The 23,437-nt window shown below is 63.5% G+C and carries 17 protein-coding genes; 14 read left to right on the forward strand and 3 right to left on the reverse strand.

From position 1 onward, the window contains the following. Positions 1 to 32 precede the first annotated feature (32 nt). The 14 genes from LOY70_RS18545 (at position 33) to LOY70_RS18610 (ending at position 20,320) form a co-directional block, all read left to right on the forward strand. Complete coding sequence (locus LOY70_RS18545) at positions 33 to 5,507, forward strand: non-ribosomal peptide synthetase (RefSeq protein ID WP_265028825.1); 5,475 nt, start codon at positions 33 to 35, stop codon at positions 5,505 to 5,507. Next, positions 5,504 to 7,243 carry an ABC transporter ATP-binding protein gene (locus tag LOY70_RS18550; RefSeq protein ID WP_265028826.1) on the forward strand — a complete coding sequence of 580 codons (1,740 nt, stop codon included), beginning with the start codon at positions 5,504 to 5,506 and terminating at the stop codon, positions 7,241 to 7,243. Before LOY70_RS18545 ends, LOY70_RS18550 begins: the two co-directional genes overlap by 4 nt. Continuing rightward, the gene (locus tag LOY70_RS18555; RefSeq protein ID WP_265028827.1) at positions 7,240 to 8,985 is read left to right on the forward strand and encodes an ABC transporter ATP-binding protein; all 1,746 of its coding nucleotides are present in this window, start codon (positions 7,240 to 7,242) and stop codon (positions 8,983 to 8,985) included. The genes LOY70_RS18550 and LOY70_RS18555 overlap by 4 nt, the downstream gene beginning before the upstream one ends. Continuing rightward, positions 8,979 to 10,082, forward strand: coding sequence for a saccharopine dehydrogenase NADP-binding domain-containing protein (locus tag LOY70_RS18560; RefSeq protein WP_265028828.1), 1,104 nt, complete (start codon positions 8,979 to 8,981; stop codon positions 10,080 to 10,082). Before LOY70_RS18555 ends, LOY70_RS18560 begins: the two co-directional genes overlap by 7 nt. Then, positions 10,079 to 11,110: a class I SAM-dependent methyltransferase gene (locus tag LOY70_RS18565; RefSeq protein ID WP_265028829.1), complete on the forward strand. Its 1,032-nt coding sequence runs from the start codon at positions 10,079 to 10,081 to the stop codon at positions 11,108 to 11,110. Before LOY70_RS18560 ends, LOY70_RS18565 begins: the two co-directional genes overlap by 4 nt. Then, positions 11,110 to 12,822 (forward strand): methyltransferase, encoded by a 1,713-nt coding sequence (locus tag LOY70_RS18570; protein ID WP_265028830.1) that lies wholly within the window; start codon positions 11,110 to 11,112, stop codon positions 12,820 to 12,822. The genes LOY70_RS18565 and LOY70_RS18570 overlap by 1 nt, the downstream gene beginning before the upstream one ends. Next, positions 12,819 to 13,964 (forward strand): Gfo/Idh/MocA family oxidoreductase, encoded by a 1,146-nt coding sequence (locus tag LOY70_RS18575; RefSeq protein ID WP_265028831.1) that lies wholly within the window; start codon positions 12,819 to 12,821, stop codon positions 13,962 to 13,964. The genes LOY70_RS18570 and LOY70_RS18575 overlap by 4 nt, the downstream gene beginning before the upstream one ends. Continuing rightward, on the forward strand, positions 13,961 to 14,680 hold the full coding sequence (locus LOY70_RS18580; RefSeq protein ID WP_265028832.1) for a VOC family protein: 720 nt from the start codon (positions 13,961 to 13,963) through the stop codon (positions 14,678 to 14,680). The genes LOY70_RS18575 and LOY70_RS18580 overlap by 4 nt, the downstream gene beginning before the upstream one ends. Continuing rightward, positions 14,673 to 16,271: a (2,3-dihydroxybenzoyl)adenylate synthase gene (locus LOY70_RS18585; protein ID WP_265028833.1), complete on the forward strand. Its 1,599-nt coding sequence runs from the start codon at positions 14,673 to 14,675 to the stop codon at positions 16,269 to 16,271. Before LOY70_RS18580 ends, LOY70_RS18585 begins: the two co-directional genes overlap by 8 nt. Continuing rightward, complete coding sequence (locus tag LOY70_RS18590) at positions 16,268 to 17,026, forward strand: thioesterase II family protein (protein WP_265028834.1); 759 nt, start codon at positions 16,268 to 16,270, stop codon at positions 17,024 to 17,026. The genes LOY70_RS18585 and LOY70_RS18590 overlap by 4 nt, the downstream gene beginning before the upstream one ends. Then, complete coding sequence (locus tag LOY70_RS18595; protein WP_265028835.1) at positions 17,023 to 17,331, forward strand: isochorismate lyase; 309 nt, start codon at positions 17,023 to 17,025, stop codon at positions 17,329 to 17,331. The genes LOY70_RS18590 and LOY70_RS18595 overlap by 4 nt, the downstream gene beginning before the upstream one ends. Then, positions 17,328 to 18,689 carry an isochorismate synthase gene (locus tag LOY70_RS18600; RefSeq protein WP_265028836.1) on the forward strand — a complete coding sequence of 454 codons (1,362 nt, stop codon included), beginning with the start codon at positions 17,328 to 17,330 and terminating at the stop codon, positions 18,687 to 18,689. The genes LOY70_RS18595 and LOY70_RS18600 overlap by 4 nt, the downstream gene beginning before the upstream one ends. Positions 18,690 to 19,291: 602 nt before the next feature. After that, the gene (locus LOY70_RS18605) at positions 19,292 to 19,696 is read left to right on the forward strand and encodes a hypothetical protein (RefSeq protein WP_092225402.1); all 405 of its coding nucleotides are present in this window, start codon (positions 19,292 to 19,294) and stop codon (positions 19,694 to 19,696) included. A 252-nt stretch (positions 19,697 to 19,948) separates the two neighbouring features. Then, positions 19,949 to 20,320 (forward strand): beta-ketoacyl synthase N-terminal-like domain-containing protein, encoded by a 372-nt coding sequence (locus LOY70_RS18610; RefSeq protein ID WP_265028837.1) that lies wholly within the window; start codon positions 19,949 to 19,951, stop codon positions 20,318 to 20,320. Positions 20,321 to 20,697: 377 nt separating this feature from the next. Here LOY70_RS18610 and LOY70_RS18615 read toward each other — a convergent pair whose 3' ends face one another. The 3 genes from LOY70_RS18615 to catA form a co-directional block, all read right to left on the reverse strand. Next, positions 20,698 to 21,141: a hypothetical protein gene (locus LOY70_RS18615; RefSeq protein ID WP_265028838.1), complete on the reverse strand. Its 444-nt coding sequence runs from the start codon at positions 21,139 to 21,141 to the stop codon at positions 20,698 to 20,700. Positions 21,142 to 21,331: 190 nt separating this feature from the next. Beyond that, positions 21,332 to 21,745, reverse strand: coding sequence for a hypothetical protein (locus LOY70_RS18620; protein WP_265028839.1), 414 nt, complete (start codon positions 21,743 to 21,745; stop codon positions 21,332 to 21,334). Between the two features lie 744 nt (positions 21,746 to 22,489). Beyond that, positions 22,490 to 23,419, reverse strand: coding sequence for a catechol 1,2-dioxygenase (gene catA, locus LOY70_RS18625; protein WP_265028840.1), 930 nt, complete (start codon positions 23,417 to 23,419; stop codon positions 22,490 to 22,492). Positions 23,420 to 23,437: the final 18 nt, after the last annotated feature.

The following is a 23,437-nucleotide window of genomic DNA, read 5'->3' on the forward strand; positions in this document are numbered from 1 at the left end:
CACAACCTCCCCTTTCTCCAGGAGCTGTATCCATGCCCGCCGCCAAACTGTTAAGTGAACTCAAGTCCCTGGGCGTCGAACTCTGGCCCCAGGACGGACAACTGAAATTCCGCGCCCCGCAAGGCCTGCTCAATGCCGAGCGAATGGCACAACTGCGCGAGCACAAAGAACAGATCCTGCACCTGCTCGAAGTACAGGAACGGCCGTTGGTCCAGGCTGACCCGGCAAACCACCACTCCCCCTTCCCGCTCACCGACGTGCAGAACGCCTACCTTTTGGGCCGTCAATCTTCATTTGGCTACGGCAACGTGGCCTGCCACGGTTACCTGGAACTGAGCTGGCCGGCGCTCGACCCGCAACAGGTGGAAAACGCGTGGAACCGTCTGATCGAGCGCCACGACATGTTGCGCGCGGTGATTGCCAGTGAAGGCTCGCAACGTGTCCTCGCCGAAGTCGGCCCGTATTGCGTGGCCGTCACAGATCTGCGCGACGCCACGGGCGAACAGCGTCAGCACGCCGTGCAACAGATCCGCCAAGCCATGGAGCAGAAGCTCTACCCCACTGATCAATGGCCGCTGTTCGAGTTGCGCATGAGCCGCAGCGAGAGTGGCGACACCCTGCATTTTTCCATGGACTCGTTGATTGCCGACTGGGCCAGCGCCCAGTTGCTGTTCAATGAGTTGGAGCAATTGCTGGACGATCCCCAAGCCGCCCTGCCACCCCTGGACATCACCTTCCGCGACTACCTGCTGGCCGAGCGTGGCCTGCTCGAAGGCAGCCGCCATCAACGCGACCGCGAATATTGGCTGGCGCGCGTCGACGACTTGCCCGCTGCACCGCAACTGCCCGCGCCCCTGAGTGGCGACGACACGGCCATGCCGCGCTTCCAACGGCACTCCGCGCAGCTCGACCAGCCACACTGGAACGCCCTGAAAAAAGTCGCCAGCGAACGCGGCCTGACGCCCTCCATTGCGGTGCTCGCCACCTATGTAGGCACCCTGCAACGCTGGAGCCAGCGCCCCACCTTCAGCCTCAACCTGACGCTGCTCAACCGCTTGCCGCTGCATCCGCAGGTGGATCGGCTGGTGGGCGACTTCACCTCCGTGAGCCTGCTGCAGGTCAACGATCCCCAAGACCAGGATTTCAGCCAGCAGGCCCGCCAATTGGGCAGCCAGCTGTTTGCGGACCTGGAGCACCGATTGTTTTCCGGTATTGAAGTGATGCGCGAAATCGGCCGCCGTCGTGGCCGTGAAGCCGCGGTCATGCCGGTGGTGTTCACCAGCGCCATCGGCCTGGCGATCGAACCACTGGCGGCCAGCCAGCGTCGGGTGGGCCACGGCATTACCCAGACCCCGCAGGTCACCCTCGACTGCCAAGTGATGGATGACCATCACGGTTTGCACATCCATTGGGACGTGCGCCAAGGCGTGTTCCCCGATGGGTTGATCGATGACATGCAGCAGGCATTCCTGGCCCACCTGCAGCGATTGGCCCTGGACCCGATCGCCTGGGAGCAACCGATGCACGTGCCCCTGCCGGCCTGGCAACAGCGCGAGCGCCTGACGGCGAATGCCACCGCCGCGCCGCTGCCTACCGGTCGTTTGCACGACGGCCTGCTGGCCATGGCCGCTGCACATCCGCAGGCTCTGGCGGTGATCGACGCCAACGGCAGCCTGACCTACGCCGCACTCGTCGAACGCGCCCTGGCCGTCGCCGCCACCTTGCGCCAGGCCGGTTGCGCCGCCGAGGAACCAGTGGCAATCCTCATGCCCAAAGGCCTCGACCAGGTCGTGGCGGCCTACGGTGTATTGCTTGCCGGAGCCGCCTACCTGCCGCTCGACAGCAACGCCCCGCCCGCCCGCCGCGACCGCGTGCTGCGCAGCGCCCAGGTGCGCCACGTGCTCGGCCAGTCTCACCCGCTGCCCAACACGCCGCTGCCCGATGGTCTGCACTGGCATGTAGTGGATCAACTGGCGCCGGCTCCAGCCGACTTCAAAGCGGCCGACGGCAGCCCCGATGACCTCGCCTACGTGATCTTCACTTCCGGCTCCACGGGCGATCCCAAAGGCGTGATGATCAGCCATCGCGCCGCTCTCAATACCGTGCAGGACATCAATCGGCGCTTTCAGCTCAGCGCCAGTGATCGCGTGCTGGGGTTGGCACAGTTGAGTTTCGACCTGTCGGTGTACGATCTCTTCGGCCCCCTCGCCGTCGGTGGCGCACTGGTGCTGCCCGACCCGGCCCGTGGCGCCGATCCGTCGCACTGGGCCGAGCTGATACAGCGCCACCAGGTAACGTTATGGAACTCGGTGCCTGCGCAATTACACATGCTCGCTCATTACTTGCATGCCGAACCGCGGCCGCTGGACAGCCTGCGCCTGGCGTTGTTGTCCGGTGACTGGATCCCGCTGAACCTGCCGCCGCAACTCCAACAGCTGCTGCCCGACCTGGCCCTGGTCGGCCTCGGTGGCGCGACCGAAGCGTCGATCTGGTCCAACCTGCACCCGATCGGCGCGATTGACCCGGCGTGGCGCAGCATTCCTTATGGCCTGCCCTTGGCCAACCAGGGCTTTCGCGTGCTCGACAGCCAATGGCGCGACGCCCCGACCTGGGTGCCCGGTGACCTGTATATCACCGGTGTCGGCCTGGCCCAGGGTTACCTCGGCGATCAGGCGCTGAGCGAGGCGCGGTTCTTCGCCCATCCCGTTGACGGCCAGCGCCTGTATCGCACGGGCGACCGTGGACGCTACCTGCCGGGTGGCGAACTGGAGTTCCTCGGTCGTGAAGACGGCCAAGTGAAGATTCGCGGGCACCGCGTTGAACTGGGCGAGATCGACGCGGCCTTGCTCGCCACGCCCGGCGTGGACAGCGCCATCAGCCTGGTCAGCGGTGAAGCATCCGGCGAGCGCAGCCTGATGGCCTTCGTCACCGCTGCGCGGACAGCGCCAGAACCACTGCCGGACGCGTCGTTGCTCACGACGATCAATCGTTTTGCCGACAGCCAGGTCGGCACCTTCGATGCACAACGCGTTCGTGATTATCAGGCGGACCTCAAGGTTGCGGCGCTGAGCTCGATGCTGGAGGTGATGCTCAAGGCCGGCTTGTTCAGCGCCGAGCAGGCCGAACCCGATGCGCCGGCCATTCTCAACGCCTTGCAGGCACAGCCGCGCCATCACTGGTTGGTGCGGCGCTGGCTGGGCTCGCTGTGCGAGGCGGGCCTGCTACAACTGGAACAGTCCCGCTATCGACTGGCGCAACCCGTGCCAGAGCCGGCACTGGCCTGGGGGCGGGTGGAACAGGCGGTCGCCTCGGGGCTGTGCAGCCAGGCGCTGTTCGACTACCAGCTCAACCATGTCTGGCAATTGCCGCAACTGCTCAAGGGCGAGGTCAATCCATTCGACTTGCTGTTCCCCCAGGGCCAACAGGAGCTGGCGTTGCAGCTGTACGGCGGGGACGCCATCTCGCGCTACAACAATCACAGCATCGCGGCACTGATCAATCGCCTCGCCACCCACCATGACGGCGACGGTCCGCTGCGCATCCTGGAAATCGGTGCCGGTACCGGGGCCACCAGCGCGCCCGTGATCGGCCTGCTCGATGGCCTGGATGTCGATTACCTGTTCACCGACATGACCGCCTTTTTCCTGCCGGCGGCCAAACAACGTTTTGCCGAGCACGCCTGGGTGCGTTACGGCGTGCTCGACATCGACCAGGACATCCGGCCCCAAGGGCTGGTCAGCAACAGCGCCGATGTCGTGCTCTGCGCGGGCATGCTCAACAGCGTCAAGGACGTCGACCAAGCCCTCGCCCGGATCACCGAATTGCTCAGCCCCGGTGGCTGGTTGGTGTTCAGCGAACCCACCGGCGAATGGCCGCCGATCCTGCTGACCCAGGGCTTCATGATGACCCCGGTCAACGGTGACCACGACTTGGGTCGCAGCGGTTTGCGCGACGCCGAAACCTGGCAGGCGCGGATCCAGGCGTCCGGTGGAGAATGCCTGCCCGCCCTGCCCCAGGCCGATCATCCGCTGGCCGCCCTCGGCATGCAGGTGTTCGCCGCCCGTTTCAAGGCCGGGTATCGGCGCCTGGGTGTCGACAGCCTGCGCCGCGCCCTGGCACAGCGCTTGCCCGATTACATGCTGCCGGCGCACTTGCAAGTGCTTGACCACTTGCCATTGACTGCCAACGGCAAGATCGACCGCAAGACTCTGGCCGGCTTGCGCCCCGCAGTCGATGCTCAGGTATCCAATGACCAGGCGACGCCGAGTGATCCTCTCACAGCCGAACTTTGCCGGTTATGGGCCGAGGCCTTGGGCTTGACGCAGATTGGCGTCAACGACAGTTTCTATGAAAAAGGCGCGGACTCACTGATCCTCGCCCGGGTCGCCGGACAACTGCGTGAACAACTGCCCCAGGCCCAGGGCTTGAGTTACGACACACTGCTGCGGCAGATGCTCAACGAGCCGAATGTCGCCGCCCTGGCGCGCCTGCTCAACCACGGTGAAAGCGCGCCTGCCCCCACTACTGCTAGCGGCGAAGCCCAGCGTTCATCAAGCAGCAACGCGTTGGTGGTGCCGTTTGGCGGTGGCGAGGTCGGCCCGGTGCGGGTGATGTTCCACGCCGCCCTCGGCACCCTGGACTATTTCCAACACCTGGGCCGCGCCCTGGCCGAACAACAAGCCGGGCCGGTGATCGGCTTTGCCGTGGCCGACACTGAACGCTACCTGGCGCTGGAGCCCAAGCACCTGATCGAAAGCGTGGCCCAGGACTACGCCGAACGCTTGATAGCCGACGGTCACCAGCGCTTCCAGTTGATTGGTTATTGCCTCGGCGGGCTGCTTGCCACCGAGGTTGCCCGGCGCCTGCTCGAACGCGGCATGGACGTGGTGGACTTGAGTCTGATCGACAGTATTCCGATGTTCATCGACACCGACGAAGAGCTGGCCTACGAGGCGATCTTCGTACCCAACCTGAACCTGGACCCGGTCAAGACCGTGTTCGGCGCGCACATTGAAGACTATGACGTGTACCGCGCCATCGATCTGTTGATGGCCCGTGACAATCGCCGCGTACCAGCCGGGGCCATGGCTTCGTTGAGCGGCGACCCGGGCCTGGAGGCCCTCGCGCTGGCGGTGCAGCAACAATCGGCGCGCAGCCAGGAAGAACGCCTGGCCGAGTATGCGCGCCTGGCGTCGGGCCAGGCCGGGGTGCCCATCGGTCCGGAGCTGGTGCCGACGTTGTTTCGCGTGTGTCGTCACAGCATGCGCGCGGCACGGTTCGACCCGCCGCCGTTCCTCGGCAACATGACCTACCTGCGCTGCCTGGAGCAGCAATCGTTCGGTATCACCGGCGGCGTTGGCCATTTGGCGGCGCCGTTCTGGGAAGACGCGTGCCTGGGGCAGTTCGAATTGATCGATGTGCCAGGCAACCATTTCAGCGTGATCGAACCGCCTCACGTCCACGCCGTCACCGCACACTTGCTGGAAGCCCTACGGAAGAACTCATGACGAGCGCTCTGGATACCCTCAAACGTCCGGTCAACCGCCTGATCCGCATGGGCGTGGCATTTGCCGCGGTCGGCGCGCTGGTCAACCTGGTGCCCTTCATCGGGCTGACCGAACTGGGTCGGTTGCTGCTGGCCGGCAGCGTCGACAGTCAGGCCTTGTGGCGCTGGGCCGCGCTGGTGGTGATCGCCCTGAGCCTGGGTTGGATGGCCAACGGGGTGGCACTGTGGTTGACCCACCTGGCGGACCACCGCCTGCAGGCCAGCCTGCGCGAAGCCATGGTGCACAAGCTGGGGCGGGTGCCCTTGGGCTGGTACACCGACACCACTTCGGGCGCGGTACGCAAAGTGGTGCAGGACGATCTGGAAGACCTCCATCATCTAGTCGCCCACCATGCGGTGGAACTCACCGCGGCAATCGTCACGCCCCTGGCGGGGCTGGTATGGCTGGCCACGCTGAACTGGCGCCTGGCATTACTGGCGGTGCTGACCTTGCCGGTGTATGCGCTGGCCTATGTCCTGATGATGCGTGGCTTCGGCGCGAAGATGCGGTTGCTGGACAAGAGCATGAGCCGGGTCAGCGCCGCGATCGTCGAGTTTGTCCACGGCATTGCCGTGGTCAAGGCATTCGGCCAGGTAGGCCAGGCCCATCGCAGCTATCAACGGGCGGTCAACCAGTTCAGCGAGCAATACGCCGGTTGGGTCAAGCCGCTGCTGCGCCTGGAAGCGTTTTCCTCGATGGCCTTGAGCGTCCCGGTGATTCTGCTGGCAAGCCTGGGGGTGGGCAGCCTGTTGCTGGCCGAAGGCTGGATCACGCCGCTGCAATTGTTTGCCGAAACCCTGGTGGCGGTGGTGATTCCGCAGTCACTGTTGGTGATCAATCAGAGCCTGACCGCGCAACGCACCGCCCTGGCCGCTGCCGACCGCATCGAAGCGCTGCTCACGGTTCAAGAGCTGCCCGCGCCGAACGTCAGCAAGCAGCCCCAGGGCAGCGACATCACTTTTGAACAGGTGCAGTTCGGCTACGATGCCGAGCACCCGATCCTCAACGGCGTCGATCTGCACTGCCCGGCCGGCAGCGTAACCGCCCTGGTCGGAGCCTCCGGAGCGGGCAAATCGACCCTGGCCAAACTGGTACCGCGCTTTCACGACGTCAACGCCGGCTGCGTACGGGTCGGCGGTGTCGATGTACGAGAGATCGATCCGCGCCAACTGTACAAGCAGGTCGGTTTCGTCTTGCAGGACGCGCAACTGGTGCACGGGACCGTGGCCGAAAACCTGCGCCTGGGCTGCCCCGATGCCAGCGCTGCAGAGATGGAGATGGCGGCCCGCTCGGCGCAGATCCACTCGCGCATCCAGGCCCTGCCCCGTGGCTATCAATCGGTGATCGGCGAGGATGCGATTTTCTCCGGCGGTGAAGCGCAGCGCCTGTCCATCGCCCGCACCTTGTTGGCCGACACGCCGGTGCTGATCCTCGACGAGGCTACTTCCCACGCCGACCCCGAATCCGAAGCGCTGATCCAGGATGCCCTGTCGGCCCTGACCCGGGGTCGCACAGTGCTGGTGATCGCCCACCGCCTGTCCAGTATCAGCGGGGTGGACCAGATCGTCGTCCTCGACCAGGGGCGCGTGCTGGAAAGCGGTCGTCACGACTCCCTGCTTCAGGCCAACGGCGCCTATGCCCGCCTGTGGCGCGCCGGCGCCGAGCGTTCAGTCCCCGAGCTGGAGATGTCGCTGTGATCCGCAGTCTTGTCACTTTACTGGGGCCGGCGCATACCGCGCGCCTCTACCGATACCTCGCGTGGCTGGTGACCAGCGCCGTGCTGCAAGGCCTGGCCGTAGCGCTGCTGGTGCCGATCCTGCACGCATTGTTTGCCGGTGACCTGTCCATGGCGATGGCCTGGCTGACCGGCCTCGCGGCGATGGCCACGCTGACCTGCATCGCCCATTACCAGCAGGCGATGAAAGGCTTTGCGCTCGCACTGGTCGTGCTGACCACTTTGCATGATCGCCTCGGCCAACATCTGGCCAGCCTGCCCCTGGGCTGGTTCAACTCGGAGAAAGTCGGGCGCCTGTCGCGCAGCGCCACCAGCGGCACGTTGATGGTCACCGGCTTGTTTGCGCATTACCTGGGGCCGGTGGTTTGCGGGGTGGTAGTGCCGGCCACGGTCGCGCTGACCCTGTTCATCTTCGACTGGCGCCTGGGCCTGACCGCCGTGCTGTGCGCCCCGCTGATCTACTTCACCCATCGATGGTCAGCCGATGCCATCGGCCACAACGATGCCCGGGTCGAAGCCGCCGCGACCCTCGCCGGTAACCGAGTGGTGGAGTTCGCCCGCTACCAGCAAGTGCTGCGGGCCTTTGGCCGGACCCAGGAGGGATATGCGCCGTTGCAGGCGGCCAACCTGGCGCAGAAGCAGGCCGGCGGTTCGATGGTGTCCCAGACCTTTCCGAAATTGCTGGCCGGCGGCCTGGCCGTGCAATTGGCTTTCGCGCTGCTGGTGGGCATGGGTATCGCCCTGGCTGCCCGAGGCGACATCGACGCTATTCAACTGGTTGCCCTGCTCGCCCTCGCGGCGCGTTTTGTCGGGCCACTGGCCGAGGCGGCGGCACGCAGCGGGCTGTTGCGCATGGCCGGCAACGACCTGGAGCAACTGGTCAGCATCCTGCGCGAGCCGCCATTGCCGCAACCCCAGGTCAGTCAGCCGTTGAGCGAACCCGGCAGCTTTGCCTTCGAACACGTCAGTTTCGCCTACGCCAGTGGCCCGACAGTGCTGCGCGACCTGACATTCCACGCACCGGCCCATTCGATGACGGCGATTGTCGGCGCCTCGGGTTCAGGCAAGACCACCGTCACGCGTTTGCTCATGCGTTTTTTCGATGTAACCGAGGGCCAGGTCAAGGTCGGCGGCGTCGATGTGCGCGAACTGTCCAATGAGGCGTTGATGGCGCAACTGTCGCTGGTGATGCAGGACGTCTACCTGTTCGACGATAGCCTCGAAGCCAATATCCGCGTCGGCAAGCCGGACGCCAGTGCGCAACAGGTGGCTGAGGCAGCGAGCCTCGCCGGCGTCGATGAAATTGTCGCGCGCCTGCCCCAAGGCTGGCTCACCCCAGTGGGCGAAGGCGGCGCGGCACTGTCCGGCGGCGAACGCCAGCGGGTGTCCCTGGCCAGGGCGCTGCTCAAGCGCGCGCCTATCGTACTGTTGGATGAAGCCACCGCCGCCCTGGATCCGCACAACGAAGCCTTTGTACAAGCGGCGATTCGTAGCCTGAAGCAAAGTTCGACGGTACTGGTCATCGCCCATCGCCTGCCGACCATCATGGCCGCCGACCAGATTCTGGTGCTGGACCAGGGCCGCCTCGTGGAATCCGGCACTCACCCGCAACTGCTGGCCCTCGACGGACGTTACGCCGGGTTCTGGCGTGATCGCCAGCGCGCCGGTGGCTGGCGCCTGAATGCGCAGGCCCAGCCATGCTGATCGGTGTGCTGGGCGCCAGTGGCGATGTCGGTCTGGCCAGCGCTCGGGCGTTGTTGAGCCTGGGCGTGAACGAGCTTCGCCTGGGCGGGCGCGATCCAGGCAACGGTGCGCGCTGCCTGGCATCGCTGCAGCAGCAATGGCCCGACGCCCGGTTGCAATGGACGGCGGTGGATTTCAATGATGCCCCTGCCCTGACCGGGTTCGCCCGCGGCTGCGACGTGCTGCTCAACTGCGCCGGCCCTTCTTGGCGGCTGGCGGACCGTGCCGCACGGGCGGCGCTGCAAGCCGATGCGCATTACGTGGATGCGGCCGGCGAGATGACACTTGCCCCACATCAATGGCGCAACCGTTGCGCCGTCCTCGGTGCCGGTCTGCAACCGGGGCTCACCGGCTTGCTGCCGCGCTGGCTGGCCGAGCAAGCCTTTACCCAAGTCCTCGAACTGACCAGCTATTTCGGCTTGCGTGACCACTTCACCGCCGTGGCCGCCGATGATTTCCTGCAAGGCGCGGTGGATGGCACCAACGAACCCTTGGCGGCCTGGCGCAACGGCCGATGCAGCCGAGCGCTACGCCGCAGCCGCGACGTGCTGCTGCCGTGTTTCCCCGGCCAGGTCCACGTGTTGCCCTATTTGAACCAGGAAGGCGAACGCCTGGCGATGGACCTGCGCCTGGATGTCGGCCAATGGTTCAACGTGATCACCGATGGGCATGTGCTCAAGGCGCTGGACCTGGCCCACAGCCTGCCGCGCGCCGAAGCGGTTCGGCGGTTGTGCGAGGCCAGCCTGCTGGACCTCAGCGGCCAGGCCCCCTTCGTCACGTTGCTGCTGCAGCTCGACGGGCTGTGGAACGGCCAGGCGCGCACCTGCAGCCTGGTGCTCAGCGGTGCAGGCAATGCGGCGCTGACCGGAGCAATGGCGGCGGCCACGGTGGTCAGCGTGGCGCATGGTGAAATCAGCACCGGCTGCCATTACGCCGCCCAGGTATTGCCGCCCGCCGTCAGCCTTGAGCGCTTGCAACGCACCTCGGCGATCCGTGCCCTGAACCTGCTGCACGGCCCGCTCGATCACCTGCACAGCGTCGAAGAAGGATGCCTATGAACAACGCTCTGAACGAACTCGAACACCTGAGCCTGGGGGTGATGGCCCAGGTATTGCTGAACACCCAGGCCTTGCCGTTGCAGGTCTGGCGTAGCGCCGGGCAGATCAACCAAGCGTTAGGCACTGCGCCCCGCCATGCCTGGATCGTGCGACGCTGGCTGGCGGCGCTGACCCGCGCCGGGGCGCTGGGCGAAGACGCTGAACGCCTCGCCTGGCAGGACACGCCACCCAAGGCCGCCATCGAAAACCTGTCCGAGCTGTACGCGGAACTGGGCTTCCCGGCCAGCATGGCCACCCTGCACCGCCAGGTCATCGAATGCTTGCCTGACCTGTTGCGCGATCAACTCACCCTGGCACCGTTGCTGCTGCAATCGGGTGACCCCGTCGCGGTGCTCGGGGCCTACCAGCACAACCACTTCACCGCGGCGATCAATCAGGCCCTCGCGAGACGGGCGGGCGAAACCGCGGCCCACGGCGATGAGCTGCGGGTGCTGGAGCTGGGGGGCGGTGCCGCCTGCACCACTCGCGCCGTGCTTGCAGCGTTGCAGGAACGCGAGAAGGACTATCGCTTTACCGACATCAGTGCGCTTTTCACCAGCGCGGCCCAGCGCCAGTTTCGCCTGGAGCCGGGGATGCACTTCGGCTTGCTCGACCTTGATAAAGAATTTGCCGGACAAGGCATCGCGGCGCGCAGCCAGGATCTGGTGGTCGCTGGCAACGCGCTGCACAACGCCCGCGATCTGCCCCGCAGCCTCGGGCAGATTCGTGCTTGCCTGCGGGACGGCGGGAGCCTGTTGTTCAGTGAGTCCATTGCGGACAACCCGGCCATGTTGACCTTCATGCACCTGTTGCTGTCACCGCCCACCGGTGCGCCGTTGCGCGATACCGATGAGGTCTTCATCACGCCCGATGCATGGCGCCAGGCCTTGCAGGCCCAAGGTTTCCAGTTGCTCGAAGTATGGCCCGCCGCAACCGACCCGCTGGCGGCCGCCGGGCAACATTTGTTTCACGCCGTAGGAGCTTCTTGATGACGCTGCACGTTGACATTCTGCTGACTGATCTGCCCGTCGGCACGTTTCCATGGCATTTGCCTGCCTTGACCGACCTGGGTACTCACCAGCGCTCCCCGGCACGCCTGTTGGCGGTCATCGAACGCCAGCGCCCCGCCGTGGCGGTCATGAATGCCGAACAGCTGGAACGGCTGCTGGACTTCCCCGCGCTGCCGTTGACCGATCTGAGCCACCTGGAACAGCTGCTGTTCGTCACCGCGCAACCGGGCGACTGGCAACTCGCCGAACGCGCGGCGGCACAGCTCAATTGCCGCGTCCAGGGGTTTACGGAGGCCCTTGGCGACTGGCGCGACCTGGTCAGCGTCAAGCTCGAGCAGCAACGCTGGCGCGAGCGTGCCCTTGGGCATCCCGACGTGAACAGCGTCGCGCTGCACGGCCAGACCCTGTTCGCCGTGCCTCACCCTTGCGAGGCAGCATGGGTCGAGGATCACCTCGATGCAACTGAAGCCGCCCTCAATCAGCAGTTTTCCACCGAACGACTCGTCGAAGCGGCACGACTCAACGATCGGTTGGGCCACGCCGCGTTATTGTCGATGCTCAACGGCCTGGACCATTGCGGCCTGCTGCCCGCACCGCTGAACGATGTCGCCCAAGCGCTGGCACATGGCGGCATCGCGCCGGGTCACCGCGCGCTGATCGCACGCTGGCTGGACGTGTTGCAAGAGCAAGGCCTGTTGCGCCGCGAAAGCACCCGATTACATCCCACTCTTGACGCCAGCACCTGGCGTGACGAAGCCCTCGAGGGTATCTGGACGCAACTGACCCTGGACTGGACGCGCAACACCGGAGGCAGCGGCACCCTCGAATATGCTCGAGAGAATGCGCGCCAATTGCCGGCGCTGATGCGCGGCGACTGTGCGGCCGTGCACCTGTTATTTCCGCAGGGGCGCACCGAACGCGCGGCGGCGTTGTACCGCGAAAGCCTGGCGGCGCAGTACCAGCATTGCGCCGTAGCCCATTGGGTGGGAGCCTGGGCCGCGCGCCAACCGGCCGGCGTACCGTTGCGCGTGCTGGAAGTCGGTGCCGGTACCGGCGCTACCACCCACGCGGTATTGCCCGCCCTGGCAAATGCTTCGGTGGACTACCTATGCACCGACGTGTCGCGCTATTTCTGCGAGCAGGCCGTCGAGCGTCTGCACGCCTGGCCATGGGTTCGCCACGGCGTGTTCGACATCGACCGCCCCGCCCTGGCCCAGGGTTATCGCAGCCAGAGCTGGGACCTGATCATCGCCGGTGGCGTACTCAATGCCGCGCGCGACACCGAGCGCTCCCTGGCGACCCTGCTCGCCTTGCTCAAGCCGGGCGGCTGGCTGGTGTTCAGCGAACCCACGCAGGAGGAATTCTGGGTGATGGCATCACAGGCCTTCATGCTCAACCAGGCCGATGATGAACGTCAGCTCAGCAGCGCCACCTTCCTCAACCTCGCGCAGTGGCAAACCGCGCTGGCCAGGACCGGGTTCCAGGGCAACCGCAGCCTGCCCGCCGCCGGGCACCCACTGGCGCGCCTGGGCCATCGCGTCTTCGTCGCCCAGGTACCTGCCCAGCGGCTGAGCCGCGCGGCATTGGCCGCGCACCTCGAGGAACCCGCCCTGTCCCTCGAACTGCCCGACCAGTTGCCCGACGACCACACGCTGGCCCTGTGGGCTCGCCTCCCGGAGACCTGGCCATGAACAGCATCCCCGTGCGTAAACGCGTGATCGTGGCCGGCACCGCATTCGGTCGCATCTACCTGCAGGCCCTGGCCCGCGCCCATGACCGCTACCAGCTCGTGGGCATCCTGTCGCGTGGCAATGCCTACTCACGGGCCTGCGCCGAGCATTATGGAGTGGCGCTGTACGAGACCGTCGAACAGGTGCCGGATGACGTCGATATCGCCTGCGTGGTGGTGCGCTCCGGCGCAACCGGGGGCGTCGGCGGTGACTTGGCCCAACAACTTCTGCGCCGTGGCATCCACGTATTGCAGGAGCACCCGGTGCACCACCGCGAAATCGCCGTGTGCATGCAGGCCGCACGCCAGGGCCAAGCCGCCTATGCGGTGAATACGCTGTACCCGAATATCCTGGCGATCCGGCGTTTTCTCGCAGTGGCCGCCTACCTGCACGATCACCATGGGTTGGCGTACATCGAGGCCGCCTGCAACAGCCAGGTGGCCTATCCCCTACTGGATATTCTCGGGCGCTTGGCCGGTGGTCTGCGGCCTTGGACGTTCGCGGCCCCCGCCCCTGCGTTCGTGGGGCAACCCTTCACGCGGCTCGATGCCCGTTTCAATGGCATACCCATCAGCTTGCGGGTGCAGAACCAGGTGCACCCCAAGGACCCGGACAACCACTCGTTCTTGCTGCATCGCCTCGAAGTCGGCTGTGAAGCCGGGGTGCTGAGCCTGGCCGACACCCACGGCCCGGTGCTGTGGAACCCGCGCCTGCACGCCTCAAGGGACAGCACCGACCGCCTGATCATGACCGGCCCCGGCAGCGAACGGCTCGCCGGACCGACGATGGTGCTGCTCGATCCGCAGGTGCCCAAGAGCTACCAGCAGGTGTTCAACCAGGTCTGGCCCGACGCGGTCAGCATCGCCCTGGACGAGTTATGCCGCGACATCGATGAACCGTCGCGGCGTCTGCGCAGTGGCGTCTGGGCCACCGAAGTGGCCATGGCCTGGCGCGAAATGAACAACCTGATCGGCATGCCCGTCTTGATTGAGCCGCCCGTGCCCCGCGCGCTACCGCTGGCCGAACTCCAGGCCCTTGCCGACGCCGTGCAACCGCCTCGCGGTGACGACACCGCCCAACTGTTGGGAGCGCTGCCGTTTTGAACACAGCCCGATCCTCCTCCACTTGCAGCCATGTGTTGCTTTGGGTGCGCGACTTGCACCAGGCCGTGGCGAACTTTCGCGCTGCCGGTTTCGAAGTGACCTACGCCACCGCCGAGGCTCGTGCGCAACACGCGCATATCTGGTTCAGCCACGGGCCGATCATTGAATTGCTCACCACACCGCGTCACGCCTGGCTGTTCAAGTGGCCCATCGACTGCCTGGCCGGCCGTGGCGCTGGACGACGGATGTTGCGCTGGGCTGCCCACGGCGAAGGTTTCTGCGACCTGGCGCTGCTGTGCGAGACCCCGGCCCTGGCGCCGCGCCTCAAGGGGCTTACGGGCTGCGGCGTGGCCATGGGCCGCACGGTGAACTGGCGGCGGACCTGCGCGGATGGCAGCCAGACGCGCTTTCGTTTCGTCTACCCGCGCCACGACCGCCTGCCCTTCCTCGTCACGCCCTATGAGCCAGCCCAGCATCCGCCCCGAATGACTCACCCCAACGGTGCAACGGGCCTGGCGGCGATCCACCTGGGCGTGAACCCCGCCGACCACACCGCCCTCAGCCTGCTGACCGGTGACGACCCTTTGCTGCGTATCCAGGCGGCTGATTACACCGGCGTACAGGCTGTGCAGATCGCTGGCCTGGCGCACCCGCTGATTCTGCACGGCGCCCGTTTGCTGGGGTGCCCGACCGTTCAAGGAGATTGCCATGCTTGATGGATGCACCGACTGGCCCGACAACTTTATCCGCCGTTATCGCGAACACGGCTACTGGCAGGGCGTCCCCCTGGGCCAGTTGCTGCGCGAGCAGGCGCAGCGCACGCCGCACAAAGAGGCGCTGGTGGACGGTCAGCGGCGTTGGAGTTACGCCGAACTCGACCTGCAGGCCGACCGCCTGGCCGCCGGCCTCGCCGATCGGGGCCTGCGCGCCGGCCAGCGAGTGCTGGTGCAACTGCCGAACATCGCCGAGTTTTTCAGCCTGACCTTCGCCTTGCTGCGCCTGGGTGTGATTCCGGTGTTCGCCCTGCCGGCCCATCGCGAATATGAACTGCGCCACCTGGCCGACCTGAGCCAGGCCGTGGCCTACGTGATCGTCGATCGGCATCTGGGCTTCGATTATCGGCCGCTGGCGCGCGCCCTGTATGAACAGGCGCCGAGCCTGCAGCATATCTGGGTGGTCGGGGCGGCCGAAGAGTTCGCTGCCTTGGGCGACTGCGTCGCTCAGCCTCGCGCGCTGCCCGCGCCGGACTCACGGGAAGTCGCCGTGCTGCTGCTGTCCGGCGGCACCACCGGCCTGCCCAAGCTGATCCCACGCACCCATGACGACTACGCCTGTAACGCCCGCCTGGCGGCCCGCGCGTGCGGCTTCGACAGCCATACCCGCTACCTGGCGGCGTTGCCGGTGGCGCACAACTTTCCCTTGGCCTCACCCGGCGCATTGGGAGTGTTCAGTGTCGGCGCTACCCTCGTGCTGGCGCCCGAGCCCAGCCCGGACACCACCTTCGAACTGATCGAGGGCGAAGGCATCACCCATACCGCCTTGATCCCGCCGCTGGTGCTGCTGTGGCTGGAAATGGCGCAATGGTCCGACCATGACCTGAGCAGCCTGCAATGGCTGCAGGTCGGGGGAGCGCGGCTCAAGGCCGAGATCGCCGCGCGTATCGGCCCGGCCCTGGGTTGTGGGCTGCAACAGGTCTATGGCATGGCTGAAGGGCTGCTGTGCTTTACGCCGCTGGATGACCCGCAAGCGCGCATCTTCGAAACCCAGGGCCTGCCACTGACCGCCGATGACGAGATTCGCATTGTCGACGCCGATGACGTTCCTGTCGCGCCAGGTGCCGTGGGCGAACTGCTGGTGCGCGGCCCGTACACCATCCGTGGCTACTACAACGCCGGGGAGCAGAATCTGCGCGCTTTCACTGCCGATGGTTTCTACCGCAGCGGCGACCTGGTGCGGCGCTTGCCCGAAGGCCATTTGATCGTCGAGGGGCGGACCAAGGATGTGATCAACCGCGGCGGCGAGAAAATCCCGGTGGAAGAGATCGAGAATCTGCTGCTGGGCCATCCGTTGATTCGCGATGTCGCGCTGGTGGCCTTGGCCGATGAACTGCTGGGCGAGCGCAGTTGCGCCTGTGTGCTGGCCCACGCGGAACACGTCGAGCTGGGACCGATCAACGCCTGGCTGCGCGAGCGAGGATTGGCCGCCTACAAATTGCCGGATCGCTTGCAGGTGCTGCGCGAGTTCCCGTTGACACGGCTGGGCAAGGTCAACCGCAAGGCGCTGGCGGAACAGGTGCAGGCCTTATGAACGGCGAAATATCCGCGTGGTTACGCGTACTGCGTGAGGGCGACCAACCCCGCGCCCGCCTGGTGTGCCTGCCGCACGCAGGAGGCAGTGCGAGCTTTTTCCGCCCGTGGCTGGCGCACCTGCCGGGAGATATCGACTTGCTGGCCGTGCAGTATCCCGGACGTGAAGAACGGTTCAACGAGACGCGTATTGCGTGCCTGGCCACTCTGGCCGAGCACATCAGCCAAGCCCTGTTGAGCCTGCCCATCCGCCCGCTGTGGCTGTTTGGCCATAGCATGGGCGCGGCGCTGGCCTACGCGGTCGGTGTGCATCTGGAGGCGGCAGGTTTCGGCGCCGAACATGTGTTTGCCTCGGCCCACCCGCCACCGCACCGGCAACCGTGCAGCGACCTGCACCGCCAGGACGACGCCGCGCTGATTGCCGACATTCTGCGCCAGGACGCCGAGGCCACAGGCTTGTGGGACAACCCGCAACTGCGCGCACTGTTCCTGCCAACCCTGCGCAGCGACTACCAGGCCATCGAGACTTGGCGACCGGCGCGGCTTGATCGGCTGACGGCGCCTATCGACGTATTGCTGGCCCGGGCCGACACCGACGTCAGCCTGGACCAGGCCCGGGCGTGGGCGGACCTGAGCAAGCACACCCCGGATATCCGCCTATTCGACGGCGACCATTTTTACCTCAAGCAACAGCCGCGCCCCGTTATCCATCACCTGCTGCAACGCGCTGCCTATCTTCAAGGAGACTCGGTATGAAAACCCCGGAACACTGCACCGGCCTGCCGGACATTCGTCACGCCATCGACACCCTCGACCGGCAGATCATCGATGCCCTGGGGCTGCGCATGCAATACGTCAAGGCGGCCTCGTCGTTCAAGCCCGACCAGGCCAGTATCGCCGCACCGGACCGCGTCGCGGCGATGTTGCCGCAGCGCCGGCAATGGGCACAGGAAGCCGGTCTGGACGGCGAATTCATCGAGGGTCTGTTCAATCAGATCATCCACTGGTACATCGCGGAACAGACGGCGTTCTGGCTGCAGAAAAAGAGCACGGCCGTATGAACAAAGCCGCCTTGTTAAACGCGTTCGAAGCTGCGCACCAGCGCGCGCTGAAGTATCAGCGTCCCGTCGTCGCCGTGAGCTCACACCCCGCGCCAACTCTGGATCCCCTGGTGCTCTACGAAACGCACCGGCAGGGCTTCTTCTGGTGCGCTCATTCGCCGGCCCTGACGCTGTTCGGCCTGGGCTGCGCCTGGCAGATCGAAGCGGCGGGGACCCAGCGATTGGCCGACGTGAACCGTCAATGGCTCGCGCTTTGCGCCGACGCGGTGCTCGACGGCCCTCTTCTACCGCTGCTGCTGGGGGGCATGCGCTTCGACGCGCAGCAGCCTTGCGCGCAACATTGGGTGCCGTTTGCCGATGCCAGTTTTCATCTTGCCCATTGGCTTCTCAGCGAAGACAACGATGGCCGCTGGCTGCGATGCCAGTGCGTGGTAGAACCCGACAGCGATCCAGCCGTGCTGGCGCATGCCAGTCTGGCGGCATACGCAGAGCTGTTCGCCTCCCCACACGCCCCCGCATCGCCCCCCCAGGTTATCGAGCGCAACGCATTGCCAGCGCCGCAGTGGCAGGCCAAAGTCGCCAACGCCTTGCAGGCCATCGACAGCGGCGACCTGAGCAAAGTGGTGCTCGCCCGCCATATCGAATATCAGCTGGACACCACCCTCGATAGCGGTGCCGTCATGCGCCGGCTGCACGAGCGGCGCAGCCAAGCCCACCTCTTCGCCCTCCACCGGGGAGACAGCTGTTTCATGGGTGCAACCCCGGAGCGGCTGCTCAGCTGCCAGCAAGGCAATCTAAGCACCCACGCCCTCGCGGGTAGCGCTCGCCGCGCCGTGACGCCCGAGGAGGATCAGGACGTGGGCTCAGCCTTATTAGCGGACATCAAAGAGCTGCACGAACACCAATTGGTGGTGCAGACCATCCAGCAGGGATTGAGTAGCATCGTCAGCCAACTGCACGCTGCCCCCCAACCCGAACTCCTGAAGCTGGCCACGGTGCAGCATCTGAGCACCCCGATCAGGGCGCAGCTCAAAGAGCGGTACACCTTGCTGGACGGCATCCAGGCCTTACACCCCACCCCAGCGGTCGGAGGTTTACCGGGCGCGACAGCAATGAGCTTCATTCGGCATCACGAAGGCTTTGATCGGGGCTGGTACGCGGCGCCGGTGGGCTGGCTGGACTCGAGAGGCAATGGAGATTTTCTGGTGGCCCTGCGTTCGGCACTGATTACGCCTGAGCATTGTCACTTGTTTGCGGGGTGTGGGATCGTCGATGGGTCTCGACCGGAAGATGAGTATGAGGAAACTCAAATCAAGCTGGCCAGCATGGAGAATGCGTTACACCTCTCCTTTAACTGAGCGTTTCTCACAGATGTCTATTGCAAGAGCATAAAAACTAACCGGGTTTACGATCGATGTGATACGCCTGATCTTTCCACGCCGCGCGGCGTTCATTAGTCGTAAAACCACCAGTATTCCTGCTCAAACCCGAATCCCTTGCCGCCGCGCGCACGGCACTCTCACTCAACTGCCGAGAGAGTGAAGACAGGCTACTGGTATCTTTCTGATTGCCGACAGCAGAGTTTTCAGTTGTAACCTGACTTTTCGTCAACGATTTATCTTGGCTCGCTGTCACAGTGGCAACCTGCGAGCCGGACACTGCATTTGAGTTTATTGAAACGACCAACAGTTGTGCTCAACCTCAACACTACCTGTTTCGCGTCGAGCAAACGCCAGTCACCGTCGCCGCAGTGAGGCTCCGCCAGATAACCCTGCCATCCGTCAAAACTTAGTGTGTGAGTGGTACTACTCCCTCTCTGCGTCTTTGGTAGCAGGCGCTTTTGTACAATTGACGCTTCTGGTCAGCCCTCGCAATACTTCACGCCGCAAAACCAGCCGGTCACAACAATAATAATTACTGCCGGGCGCCTAGATGCGCCGATGAGACAAGGAGTTCTTAAATGCTTGGCTACTATGCGCAATATAGCAAGGAATACATCACAACCCTGATGGTGGTGACCACCCTCTTCTTTGCCTTACCCATATTTTTCGCCCCGCTCCAATGGGCCCGGCTCATGCGCTGGACCGTCCCCGAACACGAACACCTGGCTATCTATTTCGGTCGTTGCCTCGGTGCGTTCATCCTTGTCGTTGAAGTAGCGATGTTGCGCTCGGCCACCACAGGCACCAGTTTCAGTTATGCCTTCGATATTCTTTTCGTAGTCTTCACGCTGATGTTCGTTGTGCATGTCTACGGCGCAATCAAGAAGATCCAGCCTATTACCGAAACACTGGAAATCGGTTTCTGGATGATCCTCTTCGTACTCAATATTTTGTTCTACCCCACCCCCAACATCACGCTGTAAACCTTCGCCGGACCGCGGTCGGAAGTCTGCCGGTCGCCGTTCAACCCCATTGAAAGTCAGCATTGCCTGGCGCCTTCGCGTCGGCGGCCCCGTGTCCGCCGAACGCTGCGCCATGGTCAGTTCAAGGAGTGAACATGATCCAATCCAGGGAAGACGCCGCGCTCAAGCCGGTGCTCAAGGAATTAGTGCGCGACCTGCTCCTGCAGGCCACCGGACTGGCCCCGGCATCGCTGCACGATGAGGCGCCGTTTCATGAGATCGGCCTGCCCCCCCCTGGCGATCCTCGACTTCAACGAGCGAATCCAGCCGGTGTTCCCCGGCCTCAACAAGACCTTGCTCTTCGACTGCCGCCATCTTGGAGGTGTGGTCGAGCACCTGCTGCGCGAGCATCCCGAGGCCTGCAACCGTTACTTGCAACTGCAGCACCCTACGCAACAGGAAACGCCCGCGGTGCCCGACACCGCCACGGCATCCTGGCCGCAACTCGCTCCACTTGCCCTTCGGCGACCGGACAGTGACGCCCTGGATATCGCAATCGTTGGCCTCCACGGGCGTTTTCCCGATGCCGACAACCTCGACCGGCTCTGGCAGAACCTGCTGCACGGCCTGGATTCGATCAAGTAGGCTCTGCGCAAACAGCGCACCGCCAGGCCCTGCTTTGGCCTTACTTCATGGTGAACTCAACAGCCCAAGCGTAAGTGGAGATATTGCTGCAATCACTCAAGCTTGGGATCATTGCAGCCACCGGCCTCTCGACGGATGTTTTGCATATCTGTGTAGATCTGGCGTTGCTGATCGCTGCCAGCTACGTCACCCGAAAACCCTGGGCTCCTTCAGCAGTTTGCTGGTGGTGTTGGCGGGGGGCGAATCTCATCGAGCTACTGATCTGATGGATGATAAGGCAAGCCTGGAACACCGGCGGTGGGCTGGTTGCGAGTAGAAAAATTTCTAATAGGCAGAATCAAGGCAGGCGCGCATGACGGTCGTATGGGGTGCATGCCTTAGCTTCGGTCGAGCGGGAGCGCCTTAACCCTTCCTCCAAATCGATAGTCCCCGCTCTTTTCTTTAGGCCTCTCCATATCCCTCGCCTCCTCCCGGGTCCTGGTCAGCGTAATGAGGAGGTGACACCGTTCCTCCAGATAGCGTTGCCGTCCGATTTCGGTCTGTAAGTCATAACCCAAAACAGGCGGTGAAAAGTAAAGATGCTTGGCGAGAATTGATTGTTTGCTGATGACGTCAGCCGGGTTGCGCCAGTCGCCTCCCTCTCTGAGTTTCAGGCGAGACTGTTTTGACTGTCGATGCTGTAACAGCCTCTTACGAAGATTACCGCTGATGCCAACCTTCAGGAGCTCGCCTTCGTCAGTGATGATCTGATAAAGGCCTGGGGTGGTAGGCACTGCTGTTTCGACATCAGAGAAGCGAATTTCAAGTGCTAGGTGAGTCATGATTTAGATCCTTGCGCAATGGTAATGACCCCAGCCCGACCTGCAGAAAGAGCACCGCGCCATAGAGCTGAGTGGACGGTCATGCGGCGTGTGTTGGAGAAGCGCACCACCAGAAGCGGTTTTACGCCCCCCCAATGCATCCGAGCCCCTCCGCGAGAAGGGCAGAACACTACGTCATAACAGTCGACGTTTAGCAGGATTGATCGCCCTTGATCCATGAACGAAGCTTGTCCAACGTAGGCGCCTTGACCCCAATCGTGCTCCAGCCTTTGAGGGTGTATAGCTTTATCTCAGCGATTCCCTCAGGGGTAGGCTCAATAGTGATGATTGCCAAACTGAGCCTCACGCCTTGGGCCACCATACGCTGGGTGATTTGCCCGCTACCGAGTTCTGAATCGAACTCGCCTTCTGTGGTGACCGGGGTCCCCAGGGGCGAGTGTTCCAAACAGATTCTGCTTGCTTGACGGATGTTGCGATAAGCGGATTGAGCAGTAACGTTCGCCTGGATCGAACCATCGTAACTGTCTGGATCAGACATCAGATTTGCGGGTGTATTTGTGCAACCCGCCAGCAATAGAAAGCCGATAGCCCATATGAAATTCAAAACCTTGCTCCCTTTTGTCGACAGAATGAAATGCAAACAAGGTGTTTTAGATCATTCAGCCCCTATACGCACACTCAATCGCACCGCGGTGAGACGTGATGCCGATCTACTCGTATGTTTTTTGCCGTTTGTTATAAACGCGCTAATGATCAAGCATCTAGCACAGGTATCCAAACGCTGAAGCATTTTCCAGGCACAAAAAAAAACCACTCATCTGAGTGGCTTTTTTGTGAATCTTGGAGCGGGAAACGAGACTCGCATCTGGTGTCCGACTCGTTGAAACATAAGGGGTTTATTTTTTTCCGTAGCAGAAAAAGACTTAATTCTGGACTTGTTTTTGGGGAGTATCAAGAACGCAAAAGGCAGTTACTGAGCGACTCGGTATCAGCCGCGTTGGCGTTCATTGAACCCTGACCGACGGGAACGTCGTCAGTCGAGGTCGTCCTCCATGACCTATCCAGAATTTTGACGTGGTGGTATTGCGCAGTCCTCAGTTGGATGTTTATGCACGGACCTGCCTTTGAGCAGACCACTCCCGGCAATTTTCTAATCAGAATACGCCCACAGATGCAAGCTTCCTTCGGGGTTGTGTTTCGAGCATCGTAGCGAACGCACTAACCGAGAGTTCCCGGCGCCTTTCGGGAAGGCCAGCTCTAAACCCTTGCCGTTGGTGCGGTGGCGACAGAGCAGTTGTCGACGTACAGCTGGTGCCACGACTGCCCTATTTCCATGCAACCAATGCGATCAATCTTCAAGTGCGCGAACCCTCTTATGGCGCTGCTGTTCCTCAGGCTGGGCAGACGGCTGCAAAGTGAAATCGAATTCGATCTCGGCAAAACGACCGCTGACGCCGTATGCCGCGGCGCGCTGCTGATCTTCACTGAAGGTGATTTTTGCGATCAACTCGTCGCGGGTCGCGTAGGCGAAATCGTTGTATAGGTATTGATCGCCATCGAGATTGATCTGGGTGGTCAGGTGGCGATGATCGGGCGCGGAGATAAAGAAGTGCACGTGCGCAGGGCGCTGGCCGTGACGGCCGAGTTGATCGAGCAATTGCTGGGTTGGGCCGTCCGGCGGGCAGCCGTAGCCCGACGGCACGATACTGCGGAATTTGTAGCGGCCCTCAGAATCGGTGACGATACGGCGGCGCAGGTTGAATTCCGATTGTGCATTATCGAAGTAGGAGTATGTACCGCCGGTGTTGGCGTGCCAGACATCCACCACCGCCCCAGCCAGCGGCTCGCCGGCGGTATTGAATACCCGGCCTTGCATAAACAATGTCACACCTGGATCGAGACCGTCGTCAAGGCGTGCCTCTCCCTGGGACAACGGTGCACCGGCTACATACAAGGGACCTTCGATGGTCCGCGGTGTGCCGCCAATCTTACCGGCCTGCTCGTCTTGGGCATCCATCAGCAGGTCAAGGTAATGTTCCAGGCCGAGCCCAGCCACCAACAACCCGGCCTCCCGACGCGCACCAAGAACGTTGAGGTAGTTGACAGCTTTCCAGAATTCTTCCGGGGTTACGGCCAGGTCTTCAATGACCTTCACCGAGTCACGGAGAATGCGGTAGACAAGGGCCTTGGTACGCGGGTTGCCGCCATCGTTGTGGAGGCCGCTGACTTCTTCGAGAAACTTCTGCGCATCGACAGTGAGGGAGATTTTGACGTTCATGTGATTCCTCGATCTTGT

The sequence above is a fragment of the Pseudomonas sp. B21-054 genome (assembly GCF_026016345.1).
Taxonomy (GTDB): domain Bacteria; phylum Pseudomonadota; class Gammaproteobacteria; order Pseudomonadales; family Pseudomonadaceae; genus Aquipseudomonas.